The sequence below is a fragment of the Aureimonas phyllosphaerae genome (assembly GCF_047943035.1).
Classification (GTDB): domain Bacteria; phylum Pseudomonadota; class Alphaproteobacteria; order Rhizobiales; family Rhizobiaceae; genus Aureimonas; species Aureimonas phyllosphaerae.
Genome location: NZ_CP181348.1, coordinates 3895033 through 3916738, shown reverse-complemented (window position 1 = coordinate 3916738; position 21706 = coordinate 3895033). Strand labels below are relative to the sequence as shown.

The following is a 21706-nucleotide window of genomic DNA, read 5'->3' as shown; positions in this document are numbered from 1 at the left end:
GATGACGCTCGTCGCCGACAAGCCGGTCGCATCTGGACCGGTGGGGGCCGCAGCCGGCCCGGCCGTGTCCGGGCGTCTCGTCGCTGCGGCAGGCTTTGCCGCCCTCGCCTTAGCAGCCGACGGGGCGAGAGGTTCGGCGCCTCTCGCCTTCGCGGCCGTCCTGATCCTAGCCGTCGGACTGCCGCACGGGGCGAGCGACCATCTCCTGGCGCTGCGCGGCGAGCCGCTTCGACCTCAACTTGGGCGTCTGGCGTGGTTCCTCGCGGCCTATCTCGGTGCGGCCGGGGCAATGCTCGCCTTCTGGCAAGCTTCGCCGGGTGTCGCGCTCGCCGCCTTCCTGCTTCTGTCGGCGGCGCATTTCGCGATCGACGACGTCGACGCCCGATCCTGGCGGAATCGCGTGGTGGAACGGTTCGCACGCGGCCTGATGCCGATCACACTGCCGGCGCTCCTGCACGAGGATGCGCTCGCGCAGTTGTTCGGACTGCTGTCGACGCCGCAGGACGGGATCACCCTCGCGCGCCTCGCCGGATGGCTCGCGCCGCTGATCCTCCTTGCTGCGGTCGGTGCCGCTTTCTCTCGGGTCCGGCATCGCGATCGCGAAGGCGCGGCGGAGATCGCGCTCGGCGCCATGGCGTTGATCGTCTTCTCCCCGCTGGTCGGCTTCGCTCTCGTCTTCGCCTTGATTCACAGCCACGGCGAGACACGTGAGAGAATGCAGCGGCTCGGCCTGCCGACCTTGTCTTCGTATCTGCGCGCCTGCGCGCCGACGCTTCTTGGCGCGGCCGTCTTCTTCGCGGGATTGGCCCTCTGGCTGTCGCAGAGCCCGGCGCCGGCTCTCGGCTCGATCTTCATCGGCCTTGCAGCGCTCACCGTGCCGCACATGCTGGTGACACCGCTGTTCACCCGGGACGGCACGGCCGGCGGCGCGTCGCCTCAGCGCAGGTAGTTCGAGCGGAAGTCCTTCACTTCGCCGAGCGCCTTGATGATCAGCTCCTCCTCCATCGCCTCGGCGAGGAGGTCGTCGCGGGCCTCGCCCTCGATGCGCTCGCGCCCGGCTTCCAGCATGATCGGCACGGCGAGCGGCGAGATCTCCTCGAGGTCCTTGTGCAGGATGTGGCGCTTGATACGAGCGAGGAGGTCCGACACGCGCTTGACGTCGAGAAGGCCGGTCGCCGCGTCCGCCCAGGTTGCCCGCAGGAGGATATGGTCGGGCTCGTGCGCCCGCAGGACGTCGTAGACGAGGTCCGACGAGACCGTCATCTGCCGCCCGGTCTTCTCGCGTCCCGGCTGGCGCTTCATCACGAGGCCCGCGATCACGGCGCACTGGCGGAAGGTCCGCTTCAGGAGCCAGCTGTCGGCCATCCACGCTTCCAGGTCGTCGCCCAGCATGTCCTCGTCGAAGAGGTCTTCCAGCGATAGCTTGCCCGATCCTATCATCTCGCCCATGTCGGCGCGTCCCCAGATCGAGAGGGCGTAGTCGGTGGCGACGAAGCCGAGCGGCTTGGCGCGCGCGCGCTCGAGCCGGCGCGTCAGGAGCATGCCGAGCGTCTGGTGCGCGAGGCGGCCCTCGAACGGATAGGCCACCATGAAGAAGCGGTTGCCGTTCGGAAAGGTCTCGATCAGGAGGTCGTTCGGTCCGGGGATCGCGGACTTGCGCTTCTGGATCGCCAGCCACTCGCCGACCTGGGAGGGCAGGGCGCCCCATTGCGTCGGGTCGGCCAGCATCTCGCGCACCTTGGCCGCGAGGAAGGTGGTCAGCGGAAACTTCTGGCCGCCGTAATAGGGGACCTTCGCCTCGTCGTCCCGCGTCTTGGTGACGAGGCATTCCATCTCGTGAATGCCTTCGAACTTCAGCACCTGGCCGGAGAACAGGAACGTGTCCCCGATGGCCAGCGTCTCGAGGAAGTTCTCCTCGATCTTGCCGAGCACCGGCCCGCCGCGCGCCATGCCGCTCTTCGTCTTGGCGCGGATGAGGCGCACGAGGAGCGCTTCCGACTCGATGATCGTGCCGGCGTTCATCCGATAGCCCTGCACCACGGACGGGTGCGTCACGCGCCACGTTCCGTCCTCGGTCAGGCGGATCTTGGCATAGCGGTCGTAGACGCGGAGCGAATAGCCGCCGGTCGCGACGAAATCGACGATGCGGTCGAACGTGTCGCGGTCGAGATCGCGATAGGGGGAAGCGGTGACGACCTCGGCATAGAGGTCCTCGGAGCGGAAGGGCGCGGCGCAAGCCATGCCGAGGACGTGCTGCGCCAGCACGTCGAGGCAGCCCTCGCGCATCGGCGGCGAGTCCTGCGCGCCGAGATAGTTGGCATCGAGCGCCGCTTGGCACTCCATCACCTCGAAGCGGTTGGCCGGCACGAGGATGGCGCGCGACGGCTCGTCCATCCGATGGTTGGCGCGGCCGATCCGCTGGGCAAGGCGGGAGGCGCCCTTCGGCGCGCCGACATGCACGACGAGATCGACGTCGCCCCAGTCGATGCCGAGGTCGAGCGTCGAGGTCGCGACCACGGCGCGCAGCTCGTTGGCCGCCATCGCCGCCTCGACGCGGCGGCGCTGCGCCACGTCGAGCGAGCCGTGGTGAAGCGCGATCGGCAGCGTCTCCTCGTTGATGCGCCAGAGCTCCTGGAACAGGAGTTCGGCCTGGGAGCGCGTGTTGACGAAGAGCAGCGTCGTGCGGTGCTGCTTGATCGCCTCGTAGATCTCCGGCATCGCGTAGCGCGCCATGTGCCCCTGCCAGGGCACGCGCTCGCGCGATTTCAGGATGGTGATCTCGGGCTTGGCGCCGCCGTCGACGACGATGAGATCGGCCATCGGCGCGGCGTCCGGCCCCTGCGCGACCAGCCATTCGCGCAGCTCGTCCGGGTCGGTGACGGTCGCGGACAGGCCGATCGTCTGGATCGCGGGGCGGAGGCGCCTGAGACGCGCAAGGCCGAGCGCCAGGAGATGGCCGCGCTTGGAGGCGACGAGCGAATGCAGCTCGTCGAATATCACGTAGCGAAGGTCGGAGAAGAAGCTGTCCGCGTCCGGCGCCGAGATCAGCAGCGCCAGCTGCTCGGGCGTCGTCAGCATGATGTCAGGCGGCTTCAGCTTCTGGCGCTGGCGCTTGGCCTGTGATGTGTCGCCGGTGCGCGCCTCGAGGGAAATCGACAGGCCGATCTCGTCGACCGGCTTTTCGAGGTTGCGTCGAATGTCGGTGGCGAGCGCCTTCAGCGGCGAGATGTAGAGCGTGTGGATGCCGGGCGGCCGCGTGCCCGGCCGGCGCTTGCGCCGCCGCGAGAGATCGACCAGCGCCGGCAGGAAGCCCGCCAGCGTCTTGCCGGCGCCCGTCGGCGCGATCAGGAGCACCGAGGCGCCGTTCTCGGCGCGCTGGAGGAGATCGAGCTGGTGCGGGCGCGGCGACCAGCCCTTTTGCGCGAACCAACGCAGGAACGCCTCCGGCAGGTCGAAGCCGGGCAGGTCGCGGGGCGGTGTGGAGAGCGGCGCTGTCACCTGCGGGAGGTAAGGCCCCCATCGGCTTTCGCCAAGGCGTCAGACCGCGAGATAGCGGTCGGTGCGGTGGTTGATCGCGAGGAAGAAGTTGAGCACCAGCGCGCCGAGGACCGAATAGGCGACGGCGGCGGGCGAGACGGCCGCAAAGGCCGTGACCAGCACCACGAGATCGACGCAGAGCTGCGTCAGGCCCGCGCGCCAGCCGAACCGATCCTGCAGGTAGACGGCGAGGATGCCGATGCCGCCCGCCGAGGAGCGATGGCGGAACAGGGCCAGGAGGCCGAAGCCGAGCATCAGCCCGCCGAGGCAGGCGCCGAGCAGCGGGTCCACATAGGCAAAACGCAGGACGTCGGGGCTGAAGGCCGTCATCACCGAAAGGAGCGCGACGGCGAAGGCGGTCTTTATGGTGAAGGCGCGGCCCATTCGGCCGATCGCCAGCGCATAGAAGGGCAGGTTGGCGATGAAGAAGACGAGGCCGAAGTTCCAGCCCGTGAGGTAGTGGACCACGAAGGCGAGGCCCGCCATGCCGCCGGTGAGAAAGCCGAGTGAGCCGAGGATCGAGATGCCGACGGCCGTCAGCGTCACGCCCGCGATGACGCCGAGCGCATCCTCCCAAGGGCTGTGGCGCGTGGCGGTGGACGCCCAGGAGCCGAAGCGATGGGCGCGGCGCGTGGTCTCGCGCTCGATGCGCTCTTCGGAGAGTTCTGCAGCGCTCATGGACCCGCTCCGCTCGCGTCGAAGCCGGGAGAGTAGCCGGCCCCCGCGCGGCGACCAGCGCTGACTGCGCATGGGTGCCATGTCAGCGCTTCCGGGCGACAATGAGGGTCCCCGCGATCGCCTCGCCCCGGTCGCGCCGGAGCGTTTCGGCGCTCCGGTTCACGACGGCGTAGCCGGCATCCTGCAGCGCGGCCTCGAGATAGTCGACCGAATGCGCGTAGCGCAGCGACGGGCGCAAGACGAAGCCCGCGTCGTCCTCGGCGCGCTCGGTCGAGAAGGCCAGCCAGCCGCCTGCGTCCTGAAGGCTCGCCGCGTGGGCGAAGACCGGCCGGAGGTCGCCGAGATAGGTGAGGACGTCGGCGGCCGTGACGAGGTCGTAGCTGCTGTCGCCCAAGCGCGGCGCGGCGAGGATGTCGCCTTCCAGAAGCGTGTCGTAAAGCCGCTTGCGACGCGCCTTCTCCAGCATGCCGGCGGACAGGTCGATGCCGTCGAGCCGGTCGCAGAGAGGTTTCAGCCGCTCGCCCATCAGCCCGGTGCCGCAGCCGAGGTCGAGCGCCGCGGCAAAGCGCGCGCCCGGCGCGGCGCGGGCGACGAGATCGAAAAGAAGGTCGGGCACGCGGTATTCGAGCCGACGCACCAGCGCGTCCTCGAACCCGTCCGCATACTGGTCGAAGAGCCCGGCGACGAAGGAGGGCGAGGGCGCGTCGGGCACGGGCTCGGCCCCGAGCCGCGCGAGCTTCAGGCTGATCCCGTAGGGATCGGCCTCGTTCTGCGCGAGCGCCTGCCGAAACACCGCGCTGGCCGCTTCGGTCTCGCCGGCTTCCGCCAGGAACTCACCCCAGCGGACCCGCCCGAGCAGCCAGTCCGGCGCGCGCTCCACGGCCTGTGCCATCAGGTCGGCGGCGGCTGCCGTGTCCCCCGCCTTGGCATAGGCCTCGGCATACTCGGCGCGGCGGTCGGCGAGGTCGTCGCCGGATCGGTGAAGGCTGGAGCGCAAGGGCTGTGGGTTCCGAGAGGTATCGCCGGCATATGCGGCGGCGGGCCCCTGCTGCGCAAGGGCTTTCGCGCGGGGAGCCGAGCCCTATCTCACCGGGCGATGGCGCGCTTCGAAGACCTCCTCCGACCGACCCCCAAGGGCCTCTACTGCCCGCCCGGCGATTTCTACATCGACCCGGTGAAGCCGGTCGAACGGGCGCTCGTCACCCACGGCCATGCCGACCACGCGCGCCCCGGCAACGAAAAGGTTCTGGCGACGCGTCGGACCCTTGCGATCATGGCGCTGCGCTACGGCGAGGAGTTCTGCACGACGCGGCAGGTGGCCGACTGGGGCCGGCCGATCGAGATCAACGGCGTCACCGTCTCGTTCCATCCCGCCGGCCATGTACTCGGCTCGGCCCAGATTCTTGTCGAATGGGGCGGGATGCGGATCGTCGCGTCCGGCGACTACAAGCGTCGCGAGGACCCGACCGCTGAACCCTTCGAGCCGGTTCCCTGCGATGTCTTCATCACCGAGGCGACCTTCGCGCTGCCGGTCTTCCGCCACCCGGAATCGCGCGGCGAGATGCGCAAGCTGATCGCCTCGACGCGGCAGTTTCCCGAGCGCGCCCATCTCGTCGGCGCCTACGCGCTCGGCAAGGCGCAGCGCGTCATCCGCATGCTGCGCGAAGAGGGCTACGACGAGCCGATCTACATTCACGGCGCGCTGAAGCGGCTCTGCGACTTCTACCAGGAGGAGGGGATCGACCTCGGCGAGTTGCGGCCTGCGACGATCGCGCGCGGCAAGGATGCCGAGGGCGCGGCGAAGGCCGAGTTCGCCGGCGCGATCATCGTCGGGCCGCCATCGGCCTTCGCCGACAAGTGGGCTCGGCGCTTTCCCGATCCGGTCTCGTGCTTCGCATCCGGCTGGATGCGCGTGCGGGGCCGAGCGCGCCAGCGCGGCGTCGAACTGCCGTTGATCCTGTCGGATCACTGCGACTGGGACGAACTCGTCGAGACCATCGCCGAGATCGCGCCGCAAGAGGTCTGGGTCACTCACGGCCGCGAGGAGGCGCTGGTGCGCTGGTGCGCCCTCAAGGGCGTGCGCGCCCGCCCGCTCCACCTCGTCGGCTACGAGGACGAGGGCGACTGAGCCTCAGTCCGCGTCCTTCAGGATCACATCGAAACCGCCGAAGACCATGCGCTGGCCCGAGAACGGCATCTCCGTCTCGTCCATCTGCATCCGCGGATCGGTGAAGACCTTCTGCACGGCGTCGTCGCGCACCGCCTTCGACGGGTAGACGATCCAGGAGAAGACGACGTTCTCGCCGTCCTCCGCCTTCACCGCCATGCGGAAGTCCGTCACCTTGCCGTCCGGCAGGTCCGAGCCCCAGCATTCCACGACCTCGAGCGCGCCGTATTCGCGAAACAGCGGCGCGGCTCGGGTGGCAAGTTCCAGATAGGCTTGCTTGTTGGCTTCCGGCACGGGCACCAGAAATCCTTCGACATAGGCCATGAGTTCCTCCTCTCGCTTTGTGCGCCGTTCAGGCCGCGGCAGCTTCCGGGCCGTTCGCGACGGCGGCCGGGTCCATCCACATCACCTCCCAGATATGGCCGTCCGGGTCCTCGTAGGATCGGCCGTACATGAAGCCGTATTCCTGTGTCGGGGTCGGATCGGCCTTCCCACCGGCCTCGACCGCCTTGCCGACCTCGGCGTCCACAGCCTCGCGGCTCGACGCCGACAGGCACAGGAGAACCTGGGCGCCGGCCTTGGCGTCGGCGATCGGTCGCGGCGAGAACTGCATGAATTTCTCATGCGTCAGCAGCATCACGTGGATCGCCTCGGAGACGACGATGCACGCGGCCGTGTCGTCGGAGAACTGAGGGTTCTTCGCGTGGCCGAGCGCCTCGTAGAAGGAGATCGAACGCTCGAGATCGCGAACGGGAAGATTGACGAAGATCAGTCTCGACACGGACCCCTCCTGGTACCGATGGGCCGCCGGATGCGGCACCGATTGGACAAGCGTGGACCCGTCGGTTATGAATTGCAACCATGAAGTCAGAAGTAGTAACCAAAAGTCCGCAGCCGGGCGGCGTCGACGACCGGTGGTCCTATCGCGACGCCTGCGCCGCCGCGCATGCCCTGGAGATCGTCGGCGAGCGCTGGACGCTTCTGGTCATGCGGGAGTTGATCACGGGCCCGCGCCGGTTCAGCGACCTGCGCGCCGGCCTGCCCGGCATCAGCGCCAACGTCCTCGCGCAGCGGCTGGAATGGCTGGCGAGCCTTGGCATCGTCGTGCGCCGCGAACTGCCGCCACCATCCGGCGCGAAGGTGTACGAGCTGACCCCCTGGGGGATGGAGGCCGAGCCGATCTTCCGCGTCGTCGGCCGGTGGGGTTCGCGTTCGCCCTTCCACGATCCGACGGCTAGCTTCTCGACGGCGTCGCTGATGCTGTCGTTGCGCACGATGTTCGATCCGTCGCCGGCTGGTGACGGCCGGATGCGGATCGGTTTCCAGATCGGGCGGGAAACGCTGCTCGCGGTTGTGGAGCATGGTGCGATCGACGTCGCCTCGCACCCGATCGACGAGGCGGACGCCGTCCTCGTCGGCGAGCCGCGGGTGATCGCCGCCGCGATCTACGGCGGCCAGAGCCTCGAGGCGCTGGAAGGCGGCGGCGTGCTGGCGGTGGAGGGCGATCGCGAGACCGCCCGCCGTTTCACGACCTTCTTTCCGCTGCCGGAGAAGGCGCCCCGGCCGGCTGGCTGAAGGCTATTCGGCCGCTTCGAGAAAGGCCGTCGGCGCCAGCGGCTCGGGCAGCTTGCGCAGCGACGAGACGCCGGCGTCGCGCGCCAGCCCGGCGAAGATGCCGCCCTGCGCCACGAGCTCGTCGAACGTGCCGGTCTCCGCGATGTGGCCCCCATCCAGCACGATGATGCGGTCGGCCGAGCGGATGGTCGACAGGCGGTGGGCGATCACGAAGGTCGTGCGCCCCTTGCGCAGCCGCTCGAGTGCGCCCTGGAGGCGTGTCTCGGTCGCCGTGTCGAGCGCAGAGGTCGCCTCGTCAAGGATCAGGATCGGCGCGTCCTTCAGGAGCGCGCGGGCGATCGCAAGGCGCTGGCGCTCGCCGCCGGACAGGCCCAGCCCGCGCTCGCCGACCATTGCCTCGAAGCCTTCCGCCTTGCGGGCGATGAAGTCGACGGCTCCGGACAGCCGGGCGGCCTCCTCGATCTCGGCCATCGTGGCTTCCGGGCGGCCGATCGCGATGTTCTCGCGGATGGTGCGGCTGAAGAGACCCGCCTCCTGGAAGACCACGCCGATCGACCCGCGCAGCGAGGTCAGCGTCACGTCGCGGATGTCCTGTCCGTCGATGGTGATGCGTCCGCATTCGGGATCGTAGGCGCGCTGGAGGAGCGACAGGGCGGTGGATTTGCCCGAGCCCGTCGGTCCGACGATCGCGATCGTCTCGCCCGGCCGTGCCTCGAAGTCGAGGCCGCGCACGGCGCCGGACCCTCGCGGGTAGCGGAAGGTGACGTTCTCGAAGCGCACGCGCCCTTCGGTGACATTCAGCGGCTGCGCGTCCGCACGTTCCACCACGTCGGTCCGCTCGCCAAGGACGGCGAAGAACTGCACCAGCATCGGCGCGCGCGAAAAGAGGCCCATCAGGAAGCCGGTCAACTGATCGAGCCGGCCGATCAGGAGCGTCGCAAAACCGACGAAGGACACGATCTCGCCGACGCTCGTCTGCCCGCGCGAGGCGAGGAACGCACCGTAGGCGAAGATCGAGACGATCGAGATGGACGAGGCGCCGCGCGTCAGAACCGCCATCACCGCCCACCAGTTGAGGACCGGATATTGCGCGGCGAGGATCCGGTCGAGCGCCGAGCGCACGGAGCCGATCTCGCGCGGCACGGCGAGGAAGCTCTGGAGCATCGGCACGTTGCCGAACAGCTCGCCGACCGTGCCCGAGACGCGGGTGAAGTGGCCTTCGACCTGCGCCTGACCGCCCGAGGTGCGGCGCACAACAGCAAGGTTCACCAGCGTGTAGACGACGATGAGGACGCCGAGGAGCGAAGCAAGGCGCCAGTTCATCCAGAAGGCGACCGGTAGCAGCACGGCGAGCGCCACGACATTGCCGATCTGCTCGCGGAACAGAGGCAGCCAGAACGAGAACAGGGTGTCGACGCCCGAGATCATCACCCGCATCAGCCCGCCCGACTGCGAGCGCGAGTGGAACGAGGCCGGCAGCGCCAGGACATGCTCGAGGAAGGTCGCCATGGCGGCCAGCCGCCGCCGGTGCATGAGCCGATCGGCGAGCAGCGAGATCGTCATCGCCGACAGGAACGAGACGAAGCTCGCCGCGCCCCAGAGGAGCACGAGCTGGAGCGCATCGCCGCCCGACAGAAGCGCGTTGACGGCGTGGCCGAAGAGGACCGGTTCGGCCACCTGGATGCCCGCGACGGCCATGCCGGCAAGGACGATGCCGGCGACGCGGCCGGCTTCCGGGCGAAGGAGCGCGATCGCCCGCGCATAAGCTTGGAAGGATTGGGAAGCGGCGGGCATGGGCGAGGCATCCAAGAGCGCGAACCGGCCGTCGGATCGCATGCGATGAAGTCGGCGCGCGCCTTTCCTTCGCTTTTCCGTCCGAATTGGGGCAGATGCCCCTTGAAGTGTGGATTTGTTGCGCTACGCGAGACTTCCACGCAAGCCTTGCGGCGAGATGGACGCGGCTCAGGCCGCTTTCATCTGATCGCCCAGGAGATAAGGCGCAAGATGACCCGCCGTGTAGGCGGCGCCGTCGGCTGAGGCGTGGAAGCCGTCGCGAGAGAAGCCGGCCGGTTCGACGCGGGGCAGGGTGGTTGCGGGCACGACCCCGCGTTCCAGGCACAGGCGTGCACCGAGGCGTGCGAGAACGCGCTCGCGCAACGACAGCACCTTGGCGAGACCGCGTGGCAGGGCGGGCACGCGCAGCATGTCCACCGGCGGCGACCAGACGATGCGCGCGTCCGGCCAGCGGGCGCGCAGGGCATAGAGAAGACCCCCGAAGCCGCGCTTGAACCGGCGCGCAGTGTGGAAGTTCTTCACGTCGTTGGTGCCGATCGACAGGAGGATGTGCGTGAACCCCTCCGGGGCGACGTTCGGCACGATGTAGTCGCGCACGTCGGAGGAGACGGCGGAGTTGGAGCCGATCGCGCGCCAGCGCACGGCCTTGCCCGTCAGCGCGTGGAGACGCTCGGCGAGGCGGGCGGCGAGCCCGTCCTCCGCTCGGTCGACGCCGACACCGGCGGCCGACGAATCGCCGAGCACCAGAAGGCGGATCGGCGCCTCGTCATCCGACGCTCCGGCCGTTCCATGGAACGGCCCGGCCGGCGGCAACATACGCTCGATCGAGCGCCGGATGCCGATGCCCTGCCAGATATAGACGGGGAACATCAGCCAGGAGATGAGGGCGGGACGCACGATCCGATCCGCCGACGCCTCAGGCCTTCAGCGCGTCGACGCCCGGCAGCGGCTTGCCTTCCATCCATTCGAGGAAGGCACCGCCCGCCGTCGAGACATACGAGAACCGCTCGGACACGCCGGCCTGATTCAGCGCGGCGACCGTATCGCCGCCGCCGGCGACCGAGACGAGCTGGCCGGCCTCGGTGCGGCTCGCGGCATGGCGCGCGGCGGCCATCGTCGCCTTGTCGAAGGGCTGCAGCTCGAACGCGCCGAGCGGGCCGTTCCAGACCAGCGTCTTCGACTTGTCGATCCACTCGGTGATCGCGCCGACCGAGGCCGGGCCGACGTCGAGGATCATGGCGTCGGACGGCACGCGATCGACCGGCACGGTCTCGTTCTCGGCGTTCGCCTTGAACTCGCGTGCGACCACGGCGTCGACGGGCAGCAGGATGGTGCAGCCGCTCGTCTGCGCGGCCGCGAGAATCGCCTTGGCGGTGTCGGCGAGATCGTGCTCGCAAAGCGACTTGCCGACGTCCTTGCCCTGGGCGGCCAGGAACGTGTTGGCCATGCCGCCGCCGATCACGAGGCAATCGACCTTGGTGACGAGGTTCTGCAGGAGGTCGATCTTGGTCGAGACCTTGGCGCCGCCGACGATCGCGATCACCGGCTTCTCGGGCTGGCCGAGACCCTTCTCCAAAGCCTCGAGCTCGGCCTGCATGGTGCGGCCGGCATAGGACGGCAGGTGGTGGGCAAGGCCCTCCGTCGAGGCGTGGGCGCGGTGCGCGGCCGAAAAGGCGTCGTTGACGTAGATGTCGCCGAGCGCGGCCAGACCGGAGACGAAGGTCTCGTCGTTCTTCTCCTCGCCGTCGTGGAAGCGGGTGTTCTCGAGGAGAAGGACGTCACCGTCCTTCATATTGGCGACGATGCCGTCGGCGACCGGGCCGACGCAATCCTCGGCGAAGCCGACGGGCTGGCCGAGCTTTTCGGCGAGAACCGGCGCGATAGGGCCGAGCGACTGCGACGGGTCCACCTTGCCCTTCGGACGCCCGAAATGGGCGAGAAGGATCGCGCGGCCGCCCTTCTCGGCGATTTCGCGGATGGTCGGCAGGATGCGCTCGATACGCGTCGTATCGGTCACGACGCCGTCCTTCATCGGGACGTTGAGATCGACGCGCACCAGGACGCGCTTGCCCTGGAGGGCGGCATCGTCGAGCGTCTTGAACAGGGTCATCGCTGGGGCTCCGTCGGGAAAAGGGGTGAGGATGTCGCGCTCAGGCGCGCCGGAAAAGGGTGGGATAGTCAATCACCAGCCCGTCCTCGTCCACCGGCAGCTCGGCCGTGAAGCCGCCATCGACCGCCTCGTAACGGTAGAGGCCAGGCGAGCGCTCGGCGTAGCGCTGTTCGTCCACCAGCGGCTCGAACGTGTCGAAGGGGACGTAGACCATGCGCAGTTCGGTCGGCGCCGCGAGCCGACCGTCGAGGCGGCGGATGGGCAGGGTGTTGGTGAAGGGCGTGCCGGCGAGGTCGATGTCGATGCAGCCGTCGAGGTCAGTGCGGTGCGTGCCGTCCTCGCCCGTCCAGCGGCCGGGGGCCGCCTGCGCCAGTGCAAGGCGCTGCCCGTGCGCGGTCTCGATGCAAAAGCGCGTCACGTGCCACGAGGCGTCGAGGTCGATCTCGTAGAAGACGCCGTAGGGCCGGTCGCCCCGACTGCCGATCAGTGAGGAGCGAGCGACGACGCCGGTGGGCGTCGTCGCAAGATGGAGGTGCTCCAGCCCCTCGCCCTCGGCGGGAGCCCAACGGACATCGCGTGAGGACAGGGGCCGGAACGGCATCGGCTGGGATCAGCCGGCGTTGTGCATGGCGATCGCGGTGTCCGACATGCGGTTGGAGAAGCCCCACTCGTTGTCGTACCAGGACAGGATGCGCACGAAGGTGCCACCCAGGACCTTCACCTGATCCATCGCGAAGATGGAGGAGTGCGGATCGTGGTTGAAGTCCACCGACACGTTCGGGTCGAGCGTGTAGCCGAGGATGCCCTTCAGCGGGCCTTCGGCGGCGGCGCGGATGGCGTTCTGCACTTCCTCCACCGAAGTGGCGCGCTTGGCGGTGAACTTGAAGTCCACCACCGAGACGTTCGGCGTCGGCACGCGGATCGACGAGCCGTCGAGCTTGCCCTTGAGCTGCGGCAGCACGAGGCCGAGGGCCTTGGCGGCGCCCGTCGAGGTCGGGATCATCGACAGGGCGGCGGCACGCGCCCGGTAGAGATCCTTGTGCATCGTGTCGAGCGTCGGCTGATCCCCCGTGTAGGAGTGGATCGTGGTCATGAAGCCGGTCTCGATGCCGATGGCTTCGTCGAGCACCTTGGCGACCGGCGCGAGGCAGTTGGTGGTGCAGGAGGCGTTCGACACGATCTTGTCGCTCGCCTTCAGGGTATCGTGGTTCACGCCGAAGACGACGGTCTTCTCGTCGGCCGCGTTGGTCAGCGGGCCGGAGATCAGCACCTTCTTGGCGCCCGCTTCCAGATGCGCCGAGGCCTTGGCCGGATCGGTGAAGATGCCGGTGCACTCGAACGCGATGTCGACGTTGAGTTCCTTCCAGGGAAGGTTCTTCGGGTCGCGCTCGGCGCTGACCTTGATCGGGCCGCGGCCGACGTCGATCGTGTCGCCCGAGACCTTCACCTCGCCCGGGAAGCGGCCGTGGACCGAATCGTAGCGGATCAGGTGGGCGTTGGTCTCAACCGGGCCGAGATCGTTGATGCCGACCACCTCGATGTCGGTACGGCCGGACTCGATGATGGCGCGCAGGACGTTGCGCCCGATGCGACCGAAACCGTTGATGGCGACGCGGACTGCCATGGTCATTCTTCTCCTCAGGCGGCGAGGCCGGGATGGCCCGTCGAGTGCCGTCCGCAAGATCGGGACGGCGAATGCTTCTCGCCCGGCCCGACATAGGGCCGGTGCAGGACATTGTCAGCCGCAGCGCGGGAAACGGGAGACGACGGGCGGCAGGCCGGGCGCGGCGGGCGCGCGGGACGCAGAGGGCATGCCGGCACGGTATCTGGACCGCTTTCCTCCGGGATTCGGGCCGCGGGAAGAGGCTACATCGTTCGGCCCGCACACATCATAGGTCCCGAGCGCCTGTCAATCGCGGCCGATCCGTGCGCGCCTTTCGCTTTTCAAATCGGTCGGGGGCGCGATAAAGCAGGACAGCCTTGAACGAAGTGCCCGGCGGATCGGGGCGCGGGTGCGATTCCTTCGAAGGAGGCAGGATGATGGATGCGGCCAGTCCGCTCGGCGAGGCGACGCTTCGCCTGCAGAAGGCCCTCGAACGGCTCGAGGACGCGGTGGACGCGCGCATGTCGCGCGATCACGTGGTTCTGTCGGTCGAAGAGGAGGTGCAGCGGATGACCGCCGACCGCTCGCGGCTGGCCAGCGAGCTCGACACCGCACTGACGCGGGCCCAACGTCTCGAGACCGCCAACCGCGAGGTCTCGCGCCGCCTCGTCACCGCGATGGAATCCATCCGCGACGTCCTCGCCGAACGACGCGCCTGACGCGCGCTCCAGGAAGAAGCCGAGCCCCATGCCCCAGATCGCAGTCACCATCGACGGCAAGACCTACCGCATGGCCTGTGCCGAGGGCGAGGAGGAGCATCTCCTCGGTCTCGGCGCCGGGCTCGACGCCCGCGTCTCGCAGCTGCGCGGCAGCTTTGGCGAGATCGGCGACCTCCGGTTGATGGTCATGGCCGCCCTGATGGTGGCCGACGAACTCGACGAGGCGAAGGGCAAGCTCGCGGCAGCCCATGCCGAGATCACCGAGCTGCAGGAACGCGAGGCGCAGGCCGCCGGTGGCGCGCGGGCGGGCGACGCGCGCCTCACCGAGCATCTTCTCGGCGTGTCGGAGATCGTCGAGCGCATCGCGGCCAAGCTCGAAAGCGGACGCCGCTGACGAAAAAGCGCGCCGCGCGGCCATGGAAAGGCCGTGACGGGAGTGCTATATCTCGTCTCGGCGGGCTGCGCGGTTCGACAGGGATAACTTATTCCCCGGGGCCTTACGCATCCCTAAGGGAGCTGTTCCTGCCTCGGCCCGTGGGCTGGGGCATACGGCGCCCACCTACTCTGTAGGTTCCCGGGATCGATCTTCTCATCGGCCGAGGTGGCTCGCCACTCCTCCCGCCATTCGCTATGGGCAGCTTCGCGCGTTTCGCACCGAGGAAGCCATGTCCGACATCGCAGCCGCCAAGGCCGACCTTCGCCGCATGGCCCGCGCCCGGCGCGAGGCGCTGACGCCGGGCGCACGGATCGAGGCGGCCTTCGCACTGGCCGAGCACGTCGCCCGCGACACTTTGTTCGAGACGGTCGATGTCGTCGGCGCCTATCTTCCCATCGGTTCCGAAATCGATCCACGCCCGGCGATGATGGCGCTCGCCGACCGCCGGCTGCGTCTCGCCGCGCCCGCGATCGTGAATGGCGATCTCGAGTTCCGAGAGCTTCTCCGCGACGGCGAACTGGTCGCGCAGGGGCACGGCACCGTCGCGCCGGGCGCGGCGGCTCGGATGCTCGCCCCCGACATCCTTCTCGTGCCGCTCCTTGCCTTCGACCGGCGCGGCGCGCGGATCGGTTACGGGCGTGGCTTCTATGACCGGGCGATCGCCCGTCTTCTCGCGGTGAAGCCGGGGCTCGTCACCATCGGCCTCGCCCTCGACGCGCAGGAGGTGGCCGAGGTGCCGGTCGAGCCGCACGACCGCTTCCTCGACCGCGTCCTTACGGAAAGCGGAGTTCGGGTCCCCAGCGCAACGGCTTCTCCGCGCTAGGCTTGGCCGGATACTTCGACGGGCTGGCGAGGACCTGCGCCCAATAGGGGCGGGGGTTTCCCGGCACCTGCGCGCCCGCAAAGCCGATCTGCGTGACGTTGGGGTTGAGGAGGTTCTTCCGGTGGCCGGGCGAATGGATCCAGCCGACCATGGCCTCGTCGTAGTCCTTGTAGCCGCGGGCGATGTTCTCGGCCGTCGTGCCCCAGCGGTAGCCCACCCGCTCGACCCGGCCGGGCAGGGCGCCGTCGACCGCATGGTCCATCTTGTCGCGCCGCGCCATCGCTTCGCTCTGTGCGGCGGCGGCGGCCATCAGCCGCTCGTCCACCGTCAGCGGCTTCAGGCCGTTCTCGGCGCGGAACGCGTTGACCGCCGCAAGGCCCCGGTCGCGGTCGATCCGGAGGTCGGCGACCGAGGACGGGGTCATCCCCGTCGAGGCGCATCCTGCCAACAGCGAGGCCGCGAGGACCGCGGCTGCCGTTTTCATGCTCGTCTTCATTCGTCCGGTCGTCCTGCCTGCCACCACCCTCGCAACGCGAGCCTGCCCGCGCTACGTCGTTCGAAACTTGGCTGTCGGAGATTCGCCGCGTGATCGAGCTCTATACCTGGACCACACCGAACGGCGAGAAGCCGGTGATCATGCTGGAGGAACTCGGGCTCGACTACGCGTTGCGCCTGATCGACATCTCGACCGGCAAACAGAAGGAATCGGACTTTCTTGCGATCAACCCGAACGGTCGCATCCCCGCGCTGACCGACGACAGCGTGCGCGTCTTCGAGTCCGGCGCGATCCTCCTCCATCTTGCCGAGAAGACCGGGCGGCTGCTCGCCCCGACCGGTGCGGCGCGGGCCGAAGCGCTTGGCTGGATGTTCTTCCAGGCCGGCGGCACCGGGCCGATGATCGGCCAGATCCACTACTTCAAGAATGCGGACGAGCGCAGCGAGTTCGCCATCCGCCGCTTCGAGAAGGAGTCCGACCGGCTCCTCGGCGTTCTCGACAAGCGGCTCGGCGGGGTCGAGTACCTCGCGGGCGAGTTCTCGGTGGCCGACGTGATGAACGTCTCCTGGGCCCGCAGCGGCCTCAAAGACCTCAACGCGCATGAAAAGTTTCCGGCGCTCGCTGCCTGGGTCCGGCGCGTCGACGAGCGTCCGGCGGTTGCGAAGGCGCTCGCCAAGCTGAAGGCCGCCAAGGACGCGCTGACGTCATGAGGTTCCTGTTCCTCGGCGACATGGTAGGACGGACCGGGCGTGTGGCGGTGCGCGACCGGCTGCCGGGCCTCGTCGCGGACTGGCGGCTCGATTTCGTCGTCGTCAACGGCGAGAACGCGGCCGGCGGCTTCGGCATCACCGAGGACATCTTCGAGGAGACGGTGGCGGCGGGCGCCGATGTCGTGACCACCGGCAACCACGCCTTCGACCAGCGCGAGGCGCTGACTTTCGCCTCGCGCCACGACCGGTTCCTGCGCCCCGCCAACTACCCGAAGGGCACGCCCGGCCGCGGCTCCTGCCTCGTCGAGGCGCGAAACGGCGCGCGGGTGCTCGTCGCCAACGTCATGGGTCGGGTCTTCATGCATCCCGAACTCGACGATCCGTTTCGCGCCGCGGAGGACATTCTCGCCGCCTGCCCGCTCGGCGAGCAGGCCGATGCCGTGATCTTCGATTTCCACGCCGAGGCGACGAGCGAGAAGCAGTGCTTCGGCCATTTCCTCGACGGTCGCGCCTCGGTCGTCGTCGGCACCCACACGCACGTGCCGACCGCTGACCACCAGATCCTGCCGCAGGGCACCGCCTACCAGTCGGACGCCGGCATGTGCGGCGACTACGACTCCTCGCTCGGCATGGACAAGGAGGAGCCGATCAACCGCTTCGTCACCAAGGTGCCGCGCGGCCGTTTCGAGGCGGCCTCGGGCCCGGCGACGATCTGCGGGCTGGCGGTGGAGATTTCCGACCGCACGGGGCTGGCCGAGAAGGTCGGCACGGTGCGTATCGGTCCGCGGCTGGAAGGCTCCGTCCCGAATTTCTGGTGAGACCGGAGAACCGCCGCAATCGACCGATCAAGTCCCGGCATCCAAAGCGTGCGGCAGGGGGCCAGAACGTGTGCGGACCATCCGACTTCATCTCCTCGGCGTCCTGATGGCGCTGATCGGCGTGGTCACGTCGATGCCGCAACCGCCGGCTCGCCATCATGGGCACGTCTTGCGCAATCCTGCGCAGGTGCAGCTCGACGACGACGATGACGACCGCGACGACGAGGCCGCGATCCTGGAAGAGGAGGAAGCGGGCGGGGGCGGCGCGACCACGAGCGATCGCCGCCGTCGCGCTTGAGCATCAGACCCCGCTGAGCAGCACCACGGTCGGCTGGCGCGGCAGGCTGCGGGCCGAGAGCGTGATCGACGCGTCCTCGCGGCGCTCCACCGCGAAGTCCGGGATCTGCGCGAGGAAGCGCTCGATCGGCGTGCGGAAGCGATGCATCGGCAGCACTACCGAGGAATGGAGCCGCTGGGCGATGTCGCCCATACCCGCCTGGCTCATCGTCCAGGACCCGTCCACCGGCACCATGAGGACGTCGAGCCGTCCGATCGCGGCGTAGTCCTCCTCCGTCAGCTGATGGTGGAGATGGCCGAGATGGCCGATGCACAGGCCCGACGCCTCGACGATGAAGATCGAGTTCCCGTCCGCCTCGAACGTACCGTAGCGGTTGATGTCGGTCGGCACGTTCCGGATCAGGACGTCGCCGACCGTCACCGCGTGTTTCGCCGGCCCGCCCTCCGGATTCCAGCCGCGCAGCACCGTCGAGATGCCGGGGTCGGGAAAGTCGGTGTAGTGGGTGGAGTGCGCCTTGTTCATGGTCACCACATCGGGCGGCTCTCCGCCGCCGTGATAGCCGGAATAGTCGGTGGCGATGCGCACGCCGTCGGCGCTCTCGATCATGTAGGTGGCGTGGTGGACGTAGGTGATCGTCACCTCGTCCCGCCCGTTCTGCGCCAGCCGCACCGGGCCTTCGGGCGCGTCGAGCGAGGCGTAGCGCACGCCCGGCAGGCGCTCGGCGATCGCAAGGCAGGTGCTGACCGGTGCCTCCTGCGCCTGTGCGTGAGCCGTGCCCCCAAGGGCGATGAGAAGGGTCAGGGTCAGCCGTCGCATCGCGTGGACCTCGTGGGTTCGTGCGGGATCGGAAGGTGAGCCTGCGCCCGTTGCGGCCCGTGCCCAAGTCACACTCGCGTCATCCGCCGGGCGGCGCGTCGTCTGGACGCGGGCCCGCATGGAATTTATACGAACCCGCAAAGCGATCCCGTCAGACAAGAGAACAGGTGCCGCGATGGCCGGTCATTCCCAATTTAAGAACATCATGCATCGCAAGGGCCGGCAGGACGCCGTGCGCTCCAAGATGTTCTCCAAGCTCGCGCGCGAGATCACGGTCGCGGCGAAGAGCGGCACGCCTGACCCAGACATGAACCCGCGCCTGCGCCTGGCGATCAACAACGCCAAGGCGCAGTCCATGCCCAAGGACAACATCCAGCGCGCCATCTCGAAGGGCTCGGGCGCCGACACCGAGAACTACGATGAGGTGCGCTACGAGGGCTATGGGCCCGGCGGCGTCGCCGTGATCGTCGAGGCGCTCACCGACAATCGCAACCGCACGGCGTCCAACGTGCGCTCCTACTTCACCAAGTCGGGCGGTGCGCTCGGTGAGACCAATTCGGTGTCGTTCCTCTGGGATCGCGTCGGCGAGATCGTCTATTCCGCCAAGGCCGGCGACGCCGACAAGGTGATGGAGGCCGCGATCGAGGCGGGGGCCGACGACGTCCAGAGCGACGACGACGGCCACCGCATCATCACCGCCTTCGGCGACATGAACGATGTCGCCGCCGCGCTGGAGAAGAGCCTCGGCGAGGCCGAGAGCGTGAAGATCATCTGGCGTCCCCAGACCACGACCCCGGTCGACGAGGAGAAGGCGCAGAGCGTGCTGCGCCTCATCGCCAACCTCGAGGACGACGACGACGTGCAGAACGTCTACGCCAACTTCGAGGTGGACGAGGAGACGATGGCCAAGCTCTCGGCCGCCTGACACAGGGGATCGGAAACGCAGGATCTGGAAAGGGGCGCACGGAGGCGATCCGTGCGCCTCTTTCCATGTCTCGAGGCTCCTGCCGACCGATCGCGGACCTGCAGTTCGGTTGAGCGGGGTCAGCTCTTGCCCTTAGTCGCCCGCCGAGCTTCCGCCGCCGGAATGATCGTCTCCGACACCAGCCGGTGCAGGTCCTGCACGTAGCCCGAGCGTGCGGAGGGCTGGTCCTCGGCCGAGGTGATGGCGACGGTGAGGGCGAGATCGGGGATGACGTAGATCATCTGTCCGCCATAGCCCCAGCCGTAGCGCCCTTCATGGCCGGCGAAGGTGTCGATGAACCAGCCGTAGCCGTAGCGTCCGTCGTGGAAGCGCGAGGTCGTGCGCGGCGTCCAGGACTGGGCGATCCAGTCTTTGGAGAGGATGCGCGTGCCGTCGGGGCCGAGACCGCCGCGACGGTAGAGTTCGCCGAAGGCGAGCAGCGAGCGAGGCGTCATCGCCATCTGGTTGCCGCCGAGATAGATGCCCTGCGGATCGCGCTCCCAGTCGGTGACGCGCACCCCGGCGGGCCCCAGCCAGTCGCGCGCGAGCGCAAGGGTCGTCCTGCCGCTCGCCTTCGTCAGGATCGCCGACAGGAGATGCGTCGAGCCCGTGGAGTAGAGCATCGAGCCGCCCGGATCGGTCACGAAGGGGCGGCGGAGCGCGTCGCGCACCCAGTTGCGCGAGGAGATCCACGCGCCGTAGTTGCCCCCGGACGTGCGCTCCAGCCCGGCCTGCATCGACAGGAGATGGCCGACCGTCACTTGGGTAAGGCGAGGGTCGGGGTTCTCCGGAAAGTCCGCGTGCAGGAAATCCGCGATCGGTTGGTCCGGTCCCCGGATCAGACCCTTGTCGATCGCGATCCCAACGAGCGCGGAGACCACGGATTTCGAGGCGGACTTGATATTGGCGGCCCGGTCCGTGCGATTGCCGCGAAAGCCCTCGTCCACCAGCGTCTCGCCGTCTTGCGCGATCTGCAGCGTCTCAAGCGGCGCGAAGGAACGGGCCCGCTCGATGGCCGCACCGAAACCGTCCCGCGCGACGGGGGCGGCGGTCGCTGGCGTCCGCGCGTCGCCGGGAACGGCAGGGGCGCCCTCCTGCGCCCATGCGGGGACAGCGGGCATCAGGAGAGGCGAGAGGGTTGCTGCGACGACGAGGCGCCGAATGATGTGGCGATAAGTCATGCGCCGGAAAGTGGGGGCCGGGACCCGGCGTCTCCATACGATTCACTGAAACGTGCGGCCAACGTTCAGTCCCTGAAGGCAAACCGGATGCGCGCGAGAGGCCAAGATTTCGATGCCGGGCGCGAGAACGAAACCTTGGTCGCCCGGCGGATGGGTTCGTCAGAAGGTCCGCCAGAGCACCATGTCGATGGCCGCGAGCCAGAAGACCGCGCTGAAAAGCAGGCCGTTCATCAGGCCGGTCATCGGCTTCAGCTCATCCATCTCTACCCCCTCCCTTTGATCGCCCAAGTTATATACGACAATAAAAGATGTTGCCATATCATTTTGCGCGGGGTGGTCTCATGGTTCGATATGGCCGCCCGTCCGTGCCCACCCGTTTCGATTTTGTTCACCACTCCGGCGTAGCGATGCGCTAGAAGAACGGAAGTGGAACGAGCATGCTTCAGGAGCGCACCATTCGCATCATTGGCATCGACCCGGGCCTTCGGCGCACGGGCTGGGGCGTGGTGGAGACGGTCGGCAATTCGCTGCGCTTCGTGGCGAGCGGCACCGTCACCTCCGACAACAAGCTCGACCTCGCGACGCGGCTGCGCCAGCTCCATGACGGCCTGACGGACGTCCTGCGCAGCTTCGGCCCGGACGAGGCGGCGGTGGAGCAGACCTTCGTCAACAAGGACGCGGTCGCGACGCTGAAGCTCGGCCAGGCGCGCGGCATCGCCATGCTGGTGCCCTCGCTCGCCGGGCTGCCGGTCGCCGAGTATGCCCCGAACGCGGTGAAGAAGGCGGTGATCGGCGTCGGGCACGGCGAGAAGGCGCAGATCCACATGATGGTGAAAGTGCTGATGCCCAAAGCCACTTTCGACACCGACGACGCGGCGGACGCGCTCGCCATCGCCATCTGCCATACCCATCACCGCCAGTCGGCGCATGCACGCGCGGCCTACGCCAACCTCTGATGTTCTTGACTTGTTCCTGCATGGC

The 21706-nt window shown here is 68.5% G+C and carries 24 protein-coding genes and 1 other RNA gene; 12 read left to right on the top strand and 13 right to left on the bottom strand.

Translation table 11 applies throughout. The annotated features are described in order from the left end of the window. Position 1: 1 nt before the first annotated feature. The gene (locus ACLNGM_RS18745; RefSeq protein WP_416356099.1) at positions 2–949 is read left to right on the top strand and encodes a Brp/Blh family beta-carotene 15,15'-dioxygenase; all 948 of its coding nucleotides are present in this window, start codon (positions 2–4) and stop codon (positions 947–949) included. On the opposite strand, the gene ACLNGM_RS18740 is transcribed toward ACLNGM_RS18745, so the two are convergent. From ACLNGM_RS18740 to ACLNGM_RS18730, 3 genes are all read right to left on the bottom strand, one after another. After that, positions 937–3498 carry a ligase-associated DNA damage response DEXH box helicase gene (locus ACLNGM_RS18740; RefSeq protein ID WP_416356098.1) on the bottom strand — a complete coding sequence of 854 codons (2562 nt, stop codon included), beginning with the start codon at positions 3496–3498 and terminating at the stop codon, positions 937–939. The two genes, ACLNGM_RS18745 and ACLNGM_RS18740, sit on opposite strands and share 13 nt — an antisense overlap. A gap of 39 nt (positions 3499–3537) precedes the next feature. Next, a complete protein-coding gene (locus ACLNGM_RS18735) occupies positions 3538–4215 on the bottom strand; it encodes a YitT family protein (protein WP_416356097.1) in 678 nt (225 codons plus the stop codon). Positions 4216–4297: 82 nt separating this feature from the next. Further along, positions 4298–5212 carry a class I SAM-dependent DNA methyltransferase gene (locus tag ACLNGM_RS18730; RefSeq protein WP_416356096.1) on the bottom strand — a complete coding sequence of 305 codons (915 nt, stop codon included), beginning with the start codon at positions 5210–5212 and terminating at the stop codon, positions 4298–4300. A gap of 99 nt (positions 5213–5311) precedes the next feature. Between ACLNGM_RS18730 and ACLNGM_RS18725 the strand changes: the two genes are divergently transcribed. Continuing rightward, complete coding sequence (locus ACLNGM_RS18725; protein ID WP_416356095.1) at positions 5312–6343, top strand: ligase-associated DNA damage response exonuclease; 1032 nt, start codon at positions 5312–5314, stop codon at positions 6341–6343. A 3-nt stretch (positions 6344–6346) separates the two neighbouring features. On the opposite strand, the gene ACLNGM_RS18720 is transcribed toward ACLNGM_RS18725, so the two are convergent. Next, entirely contained in the window at positions 6347–6706 is a 360-nt protein-coding gene (locus tag ACLNGM_RS18720; RefSeq protein ID WP_416356094.1) for a DUF1428 domain-containing protein, read from the bottom strand. Between the two features lie 28 nt (positions 6707–6734). Next, complete coding sequence (locus ACLNGM_RS18715) at positions 6735–7163, bottom strand: VOC family protein (RefSeq protein WP_416356093.1); 429 nt, start codon at positions 7161–7163, stop codon at positions 6735–6737. A gap of 80 nt (positions 7164–7243) precedes the next feature. On the opposite strand from ACLNGM_RS18715, the gene ACLNGM_RS18710 reads away from it, so the two are divergent. Beyond that, positions 7244–7957 carry a winged helix-turn-helix transcriptional regulator gene (locus ACLNGM_RS18710; RefSeq protein ID WP_416356092.1) on the top strand — a complete coding sequence of 238 codons (714 nt, stop codon included), beginning with the start codon at positions 7244–7246 and terminating at the stop codon, positions 7955–7957. Between the two features lie 3 nt (positions 7958–7960). On the opposite strand, the gene ACLNGM_RS18705 is transcribed toward ACLNGM_RS18710, so the two are convergent. The 5 genes from ACLNGM_RS18705 to gap form a co-directional block, all read right to left on the bottom strand. Then, positions 7961–9751 (bottom strand): glucan ABC transporter ATP-binding protein/ permease, encoded by a 1791-nt coding sequence (locus ACLNGM_RS18705; RefSeq protein ID WP_416356091.1) that lies wholly within the window; start codon positions 9749–9751, stop codon positions 7961–7963. A 168-nt stretch (positions 9752–9919) separates the two neighbouring features. Continuing rightward, complete coding sequence (locus ACLNGM_RS18700) at positions 9920–10621, bottom strand: SGNH/GDSL hydrolase family protein (protein ID WP_416358487.1); 702 nt, start codon at positions 10619–10621, stop codon at positions 9920–9922. 46 nt (positions 10622–10667) lie between these two features. Continuing rightward, positions 10668–11861 (bottom strand): phosphoglycerate kinase, encoded by a 1194-nt coding sequence (locus ACLNGM_RS18695; RefSeq protein WP_416356090.1) that lies wholly within the window; start codon positions 11859–11861, stop codon positions 10668–10670. A gap of 40 nt (positions 11862–11901) precedes the next feature. Further along, entirely contained in the window at positions 11902–12462 is a 561-nt protein-coding gene (locus tag ACLNGM_RS18690; protein WP_416356089.1) for a putative glycolipid-binding domain-containing protein, read from the bottom strand. A gap of 9 nt (positions 12463–12471) precedes the next feature. Beyond that, positions 12472–13485 carry a type I glyceraldehyde-3-phosphate dehydrogenase gene (gap, locus tag ACLNGM_RS18685; protein ID WP_090958380.1) on the bottom strand — a complete coding sequence of 338 codons (1014 nt, stop codon included), beginning with the start codon at positions 13483–13485 and terminating at the stop codon, positions 12472–12474. A gap of 416 nt (positions 13486–13901) precedes the next feature. Here gap and ACLNGM_RS18680 point away from each other — a divergent pair, with 416 nt between their 5' ends. From ACLNGM_RS18680 to ACLNGM_RS18665, 4 genes are all read left to right on the top strand, one after another. Continuing rightward, positions 13902–14183, top strand: coding sequence for a DUF4164 domain-containing protein (locus tag ACLNGM_RS18680; RefSeq protein WP_294643189.1), 282 nt, complete (start codon positions 13902–13904; stop codon positions 14181–14183). A gap of 28 nt (positions 14184–14211) precedes the next feature. Continuing rightward, positions 14212–14577 carry a cell division protein ZapA gene (locus ACLNGM_RS18675; protein ID WP_416356088.1) on the top strand — a complete coding sequence of 122 codons (366 nt, stop codon included), beginning with the start codon at positions 14212–14214 and terminating at the stop codon, positions 14575–14577. Positions 14578–14636: 59 nt separating this feature from the next. Continuing rightward, positions 14637–14795, top strand: a non-coding RNA gene (gene ssrS / locus ACLNGM_RS18670) — 6S RNA. Between the two features lie 53 nt (positions 14796–14848). Further along, positions 14849–15442, top strand: coding sequence for a 5-formyltetrahydrofolate cyclo-ligase (locus tag ACLNGM_RS18665; protein WP_416356087.1), 594 nt, complete (start codon positions 14849–14851; stop codon positions 15440–15442). Here ACLNGM_RS18665 and ACLNGM_RS18660 read toward each other — a convergent pair. Further along, complete coding sequence (locus ACLNGM_RS18660) at positions 15393–15926, bottom strand: CAP domain-containing protein (RefSeq protein ID WP_416356086.1); 534 nt, start codon at positions 15924–15926, stop codon at positions 15393–15395. The genes ACLNGM_RS18665 and ACLNGM_RS18660 overlap by 50 nt on opposite strands. A gap of 101 nt (positions 15927–16027) precedes the next feature. Here ACLNGM_RS18660 and ACLNGM_RS18655 point away from each other — a divergent pair, with 101 nt between their 5' ends. From ACLNGM_RS18655 to ACLNGM_RS18645, 3 genes are all read left to right on the top strand, one after another. Continuing rightward, positions 16028–16648 (top strand): glutathione S-transferase family protein, encoded by a 621-nt coding sequence (locus ACLNGM_RS18655; protein ID WP_416356085.1) that lies wholly within the window; start codon positions 16028–16030, stop codon positions 16646–16648. Continuing rightward, complete coding sequence (locus tag ACLNGM_RS18650) at positions 16645–17466, top strand: TIGR00282 family metallophosphoesterase (protein WP_416356084.1); 822 nt, start codon at positions 16645–16647, stop codon at positions 17464–17466. Before ACLNGM_RS18655 ends, ACLNGM_RS18650 begins: the two co-directional genes overlap by 4 nt. 106 nt (positions 17467–17572) lie before the next feature. Then, entirely contained in the window at positions 17573–17764 is a 192-nt protein-coding gene (locus ACLNGM_RS18645; RefSeq protein WP_416356083.1) for a hypothetical protein, read from the top strand. 3 nt (positions 17765–17767) lie between these two features. Here ACLNGM_RS18645 and ACLNGM_RS18640 read toward each other — a convergent pair whose 3' ends face one another. Then, positions 17768–18580: an MBL fold metallo-hydrolase gene (locus ACLNGM_RS18640; RefSeq protein WP_416356082.1), complete on the bottom strand. Its 813-nt coding sequence runs from the start codon at positions 18578–18580 to the stop codon at positions 17768–17770. A 175-nt stretch (positions 18581–18755) separates the two neighbouring features. Here ACLNGM_RS18640 and ACLNGM_RS18635 point away from each other — a divergent pair, with 175 nt between their 5' ends. Beyond that, positions 18756–19505, top strand: coding sequence for a YebC/PmpR family DNA-binding transcriptional regulator (locus tag ACLNGM_RS18635; protein WP_090958364.1), 750 nt, complete (start codon positions 18756–18758; stop codon positions 19503–19505). A 119-nt stretch (positions 19506–19624) separates the two neighbouring features. Here ACLNGM_RS18635 and ACLNGM_RS18630 read toward each other — a convergent pair whose 3' ends face one another. After that, positions 19625–20665: a serine hydrolase domain-containing protein gene (locus ACLNGM_RS18630; protein ID WP_416356081.1), complete on the bottom strand. Its 1041-nt coding sequence runs from the start codon at positions 20663–20665 to the stop codon at positions 19625–19627. Positions 20666–21162: 497 nt separating this feature from the next. Between ACLNGM_RS18630 and ruvC the strand changes: the two genes are divergently transcribed. Beyond that, positions 21163–21681, top strand: coding sequence for a crossover junction endodeoxyribonuclease RuvC (gene ruvC / locus ACLNGM_RS18625; protein WP_416356080.1), 519 nt, complete (start codon positions 21163–21165; stop codon positions 21679–21681). The last annotated feature ends 25 nt before the right edge of the window (positions 21682–21706 follow it).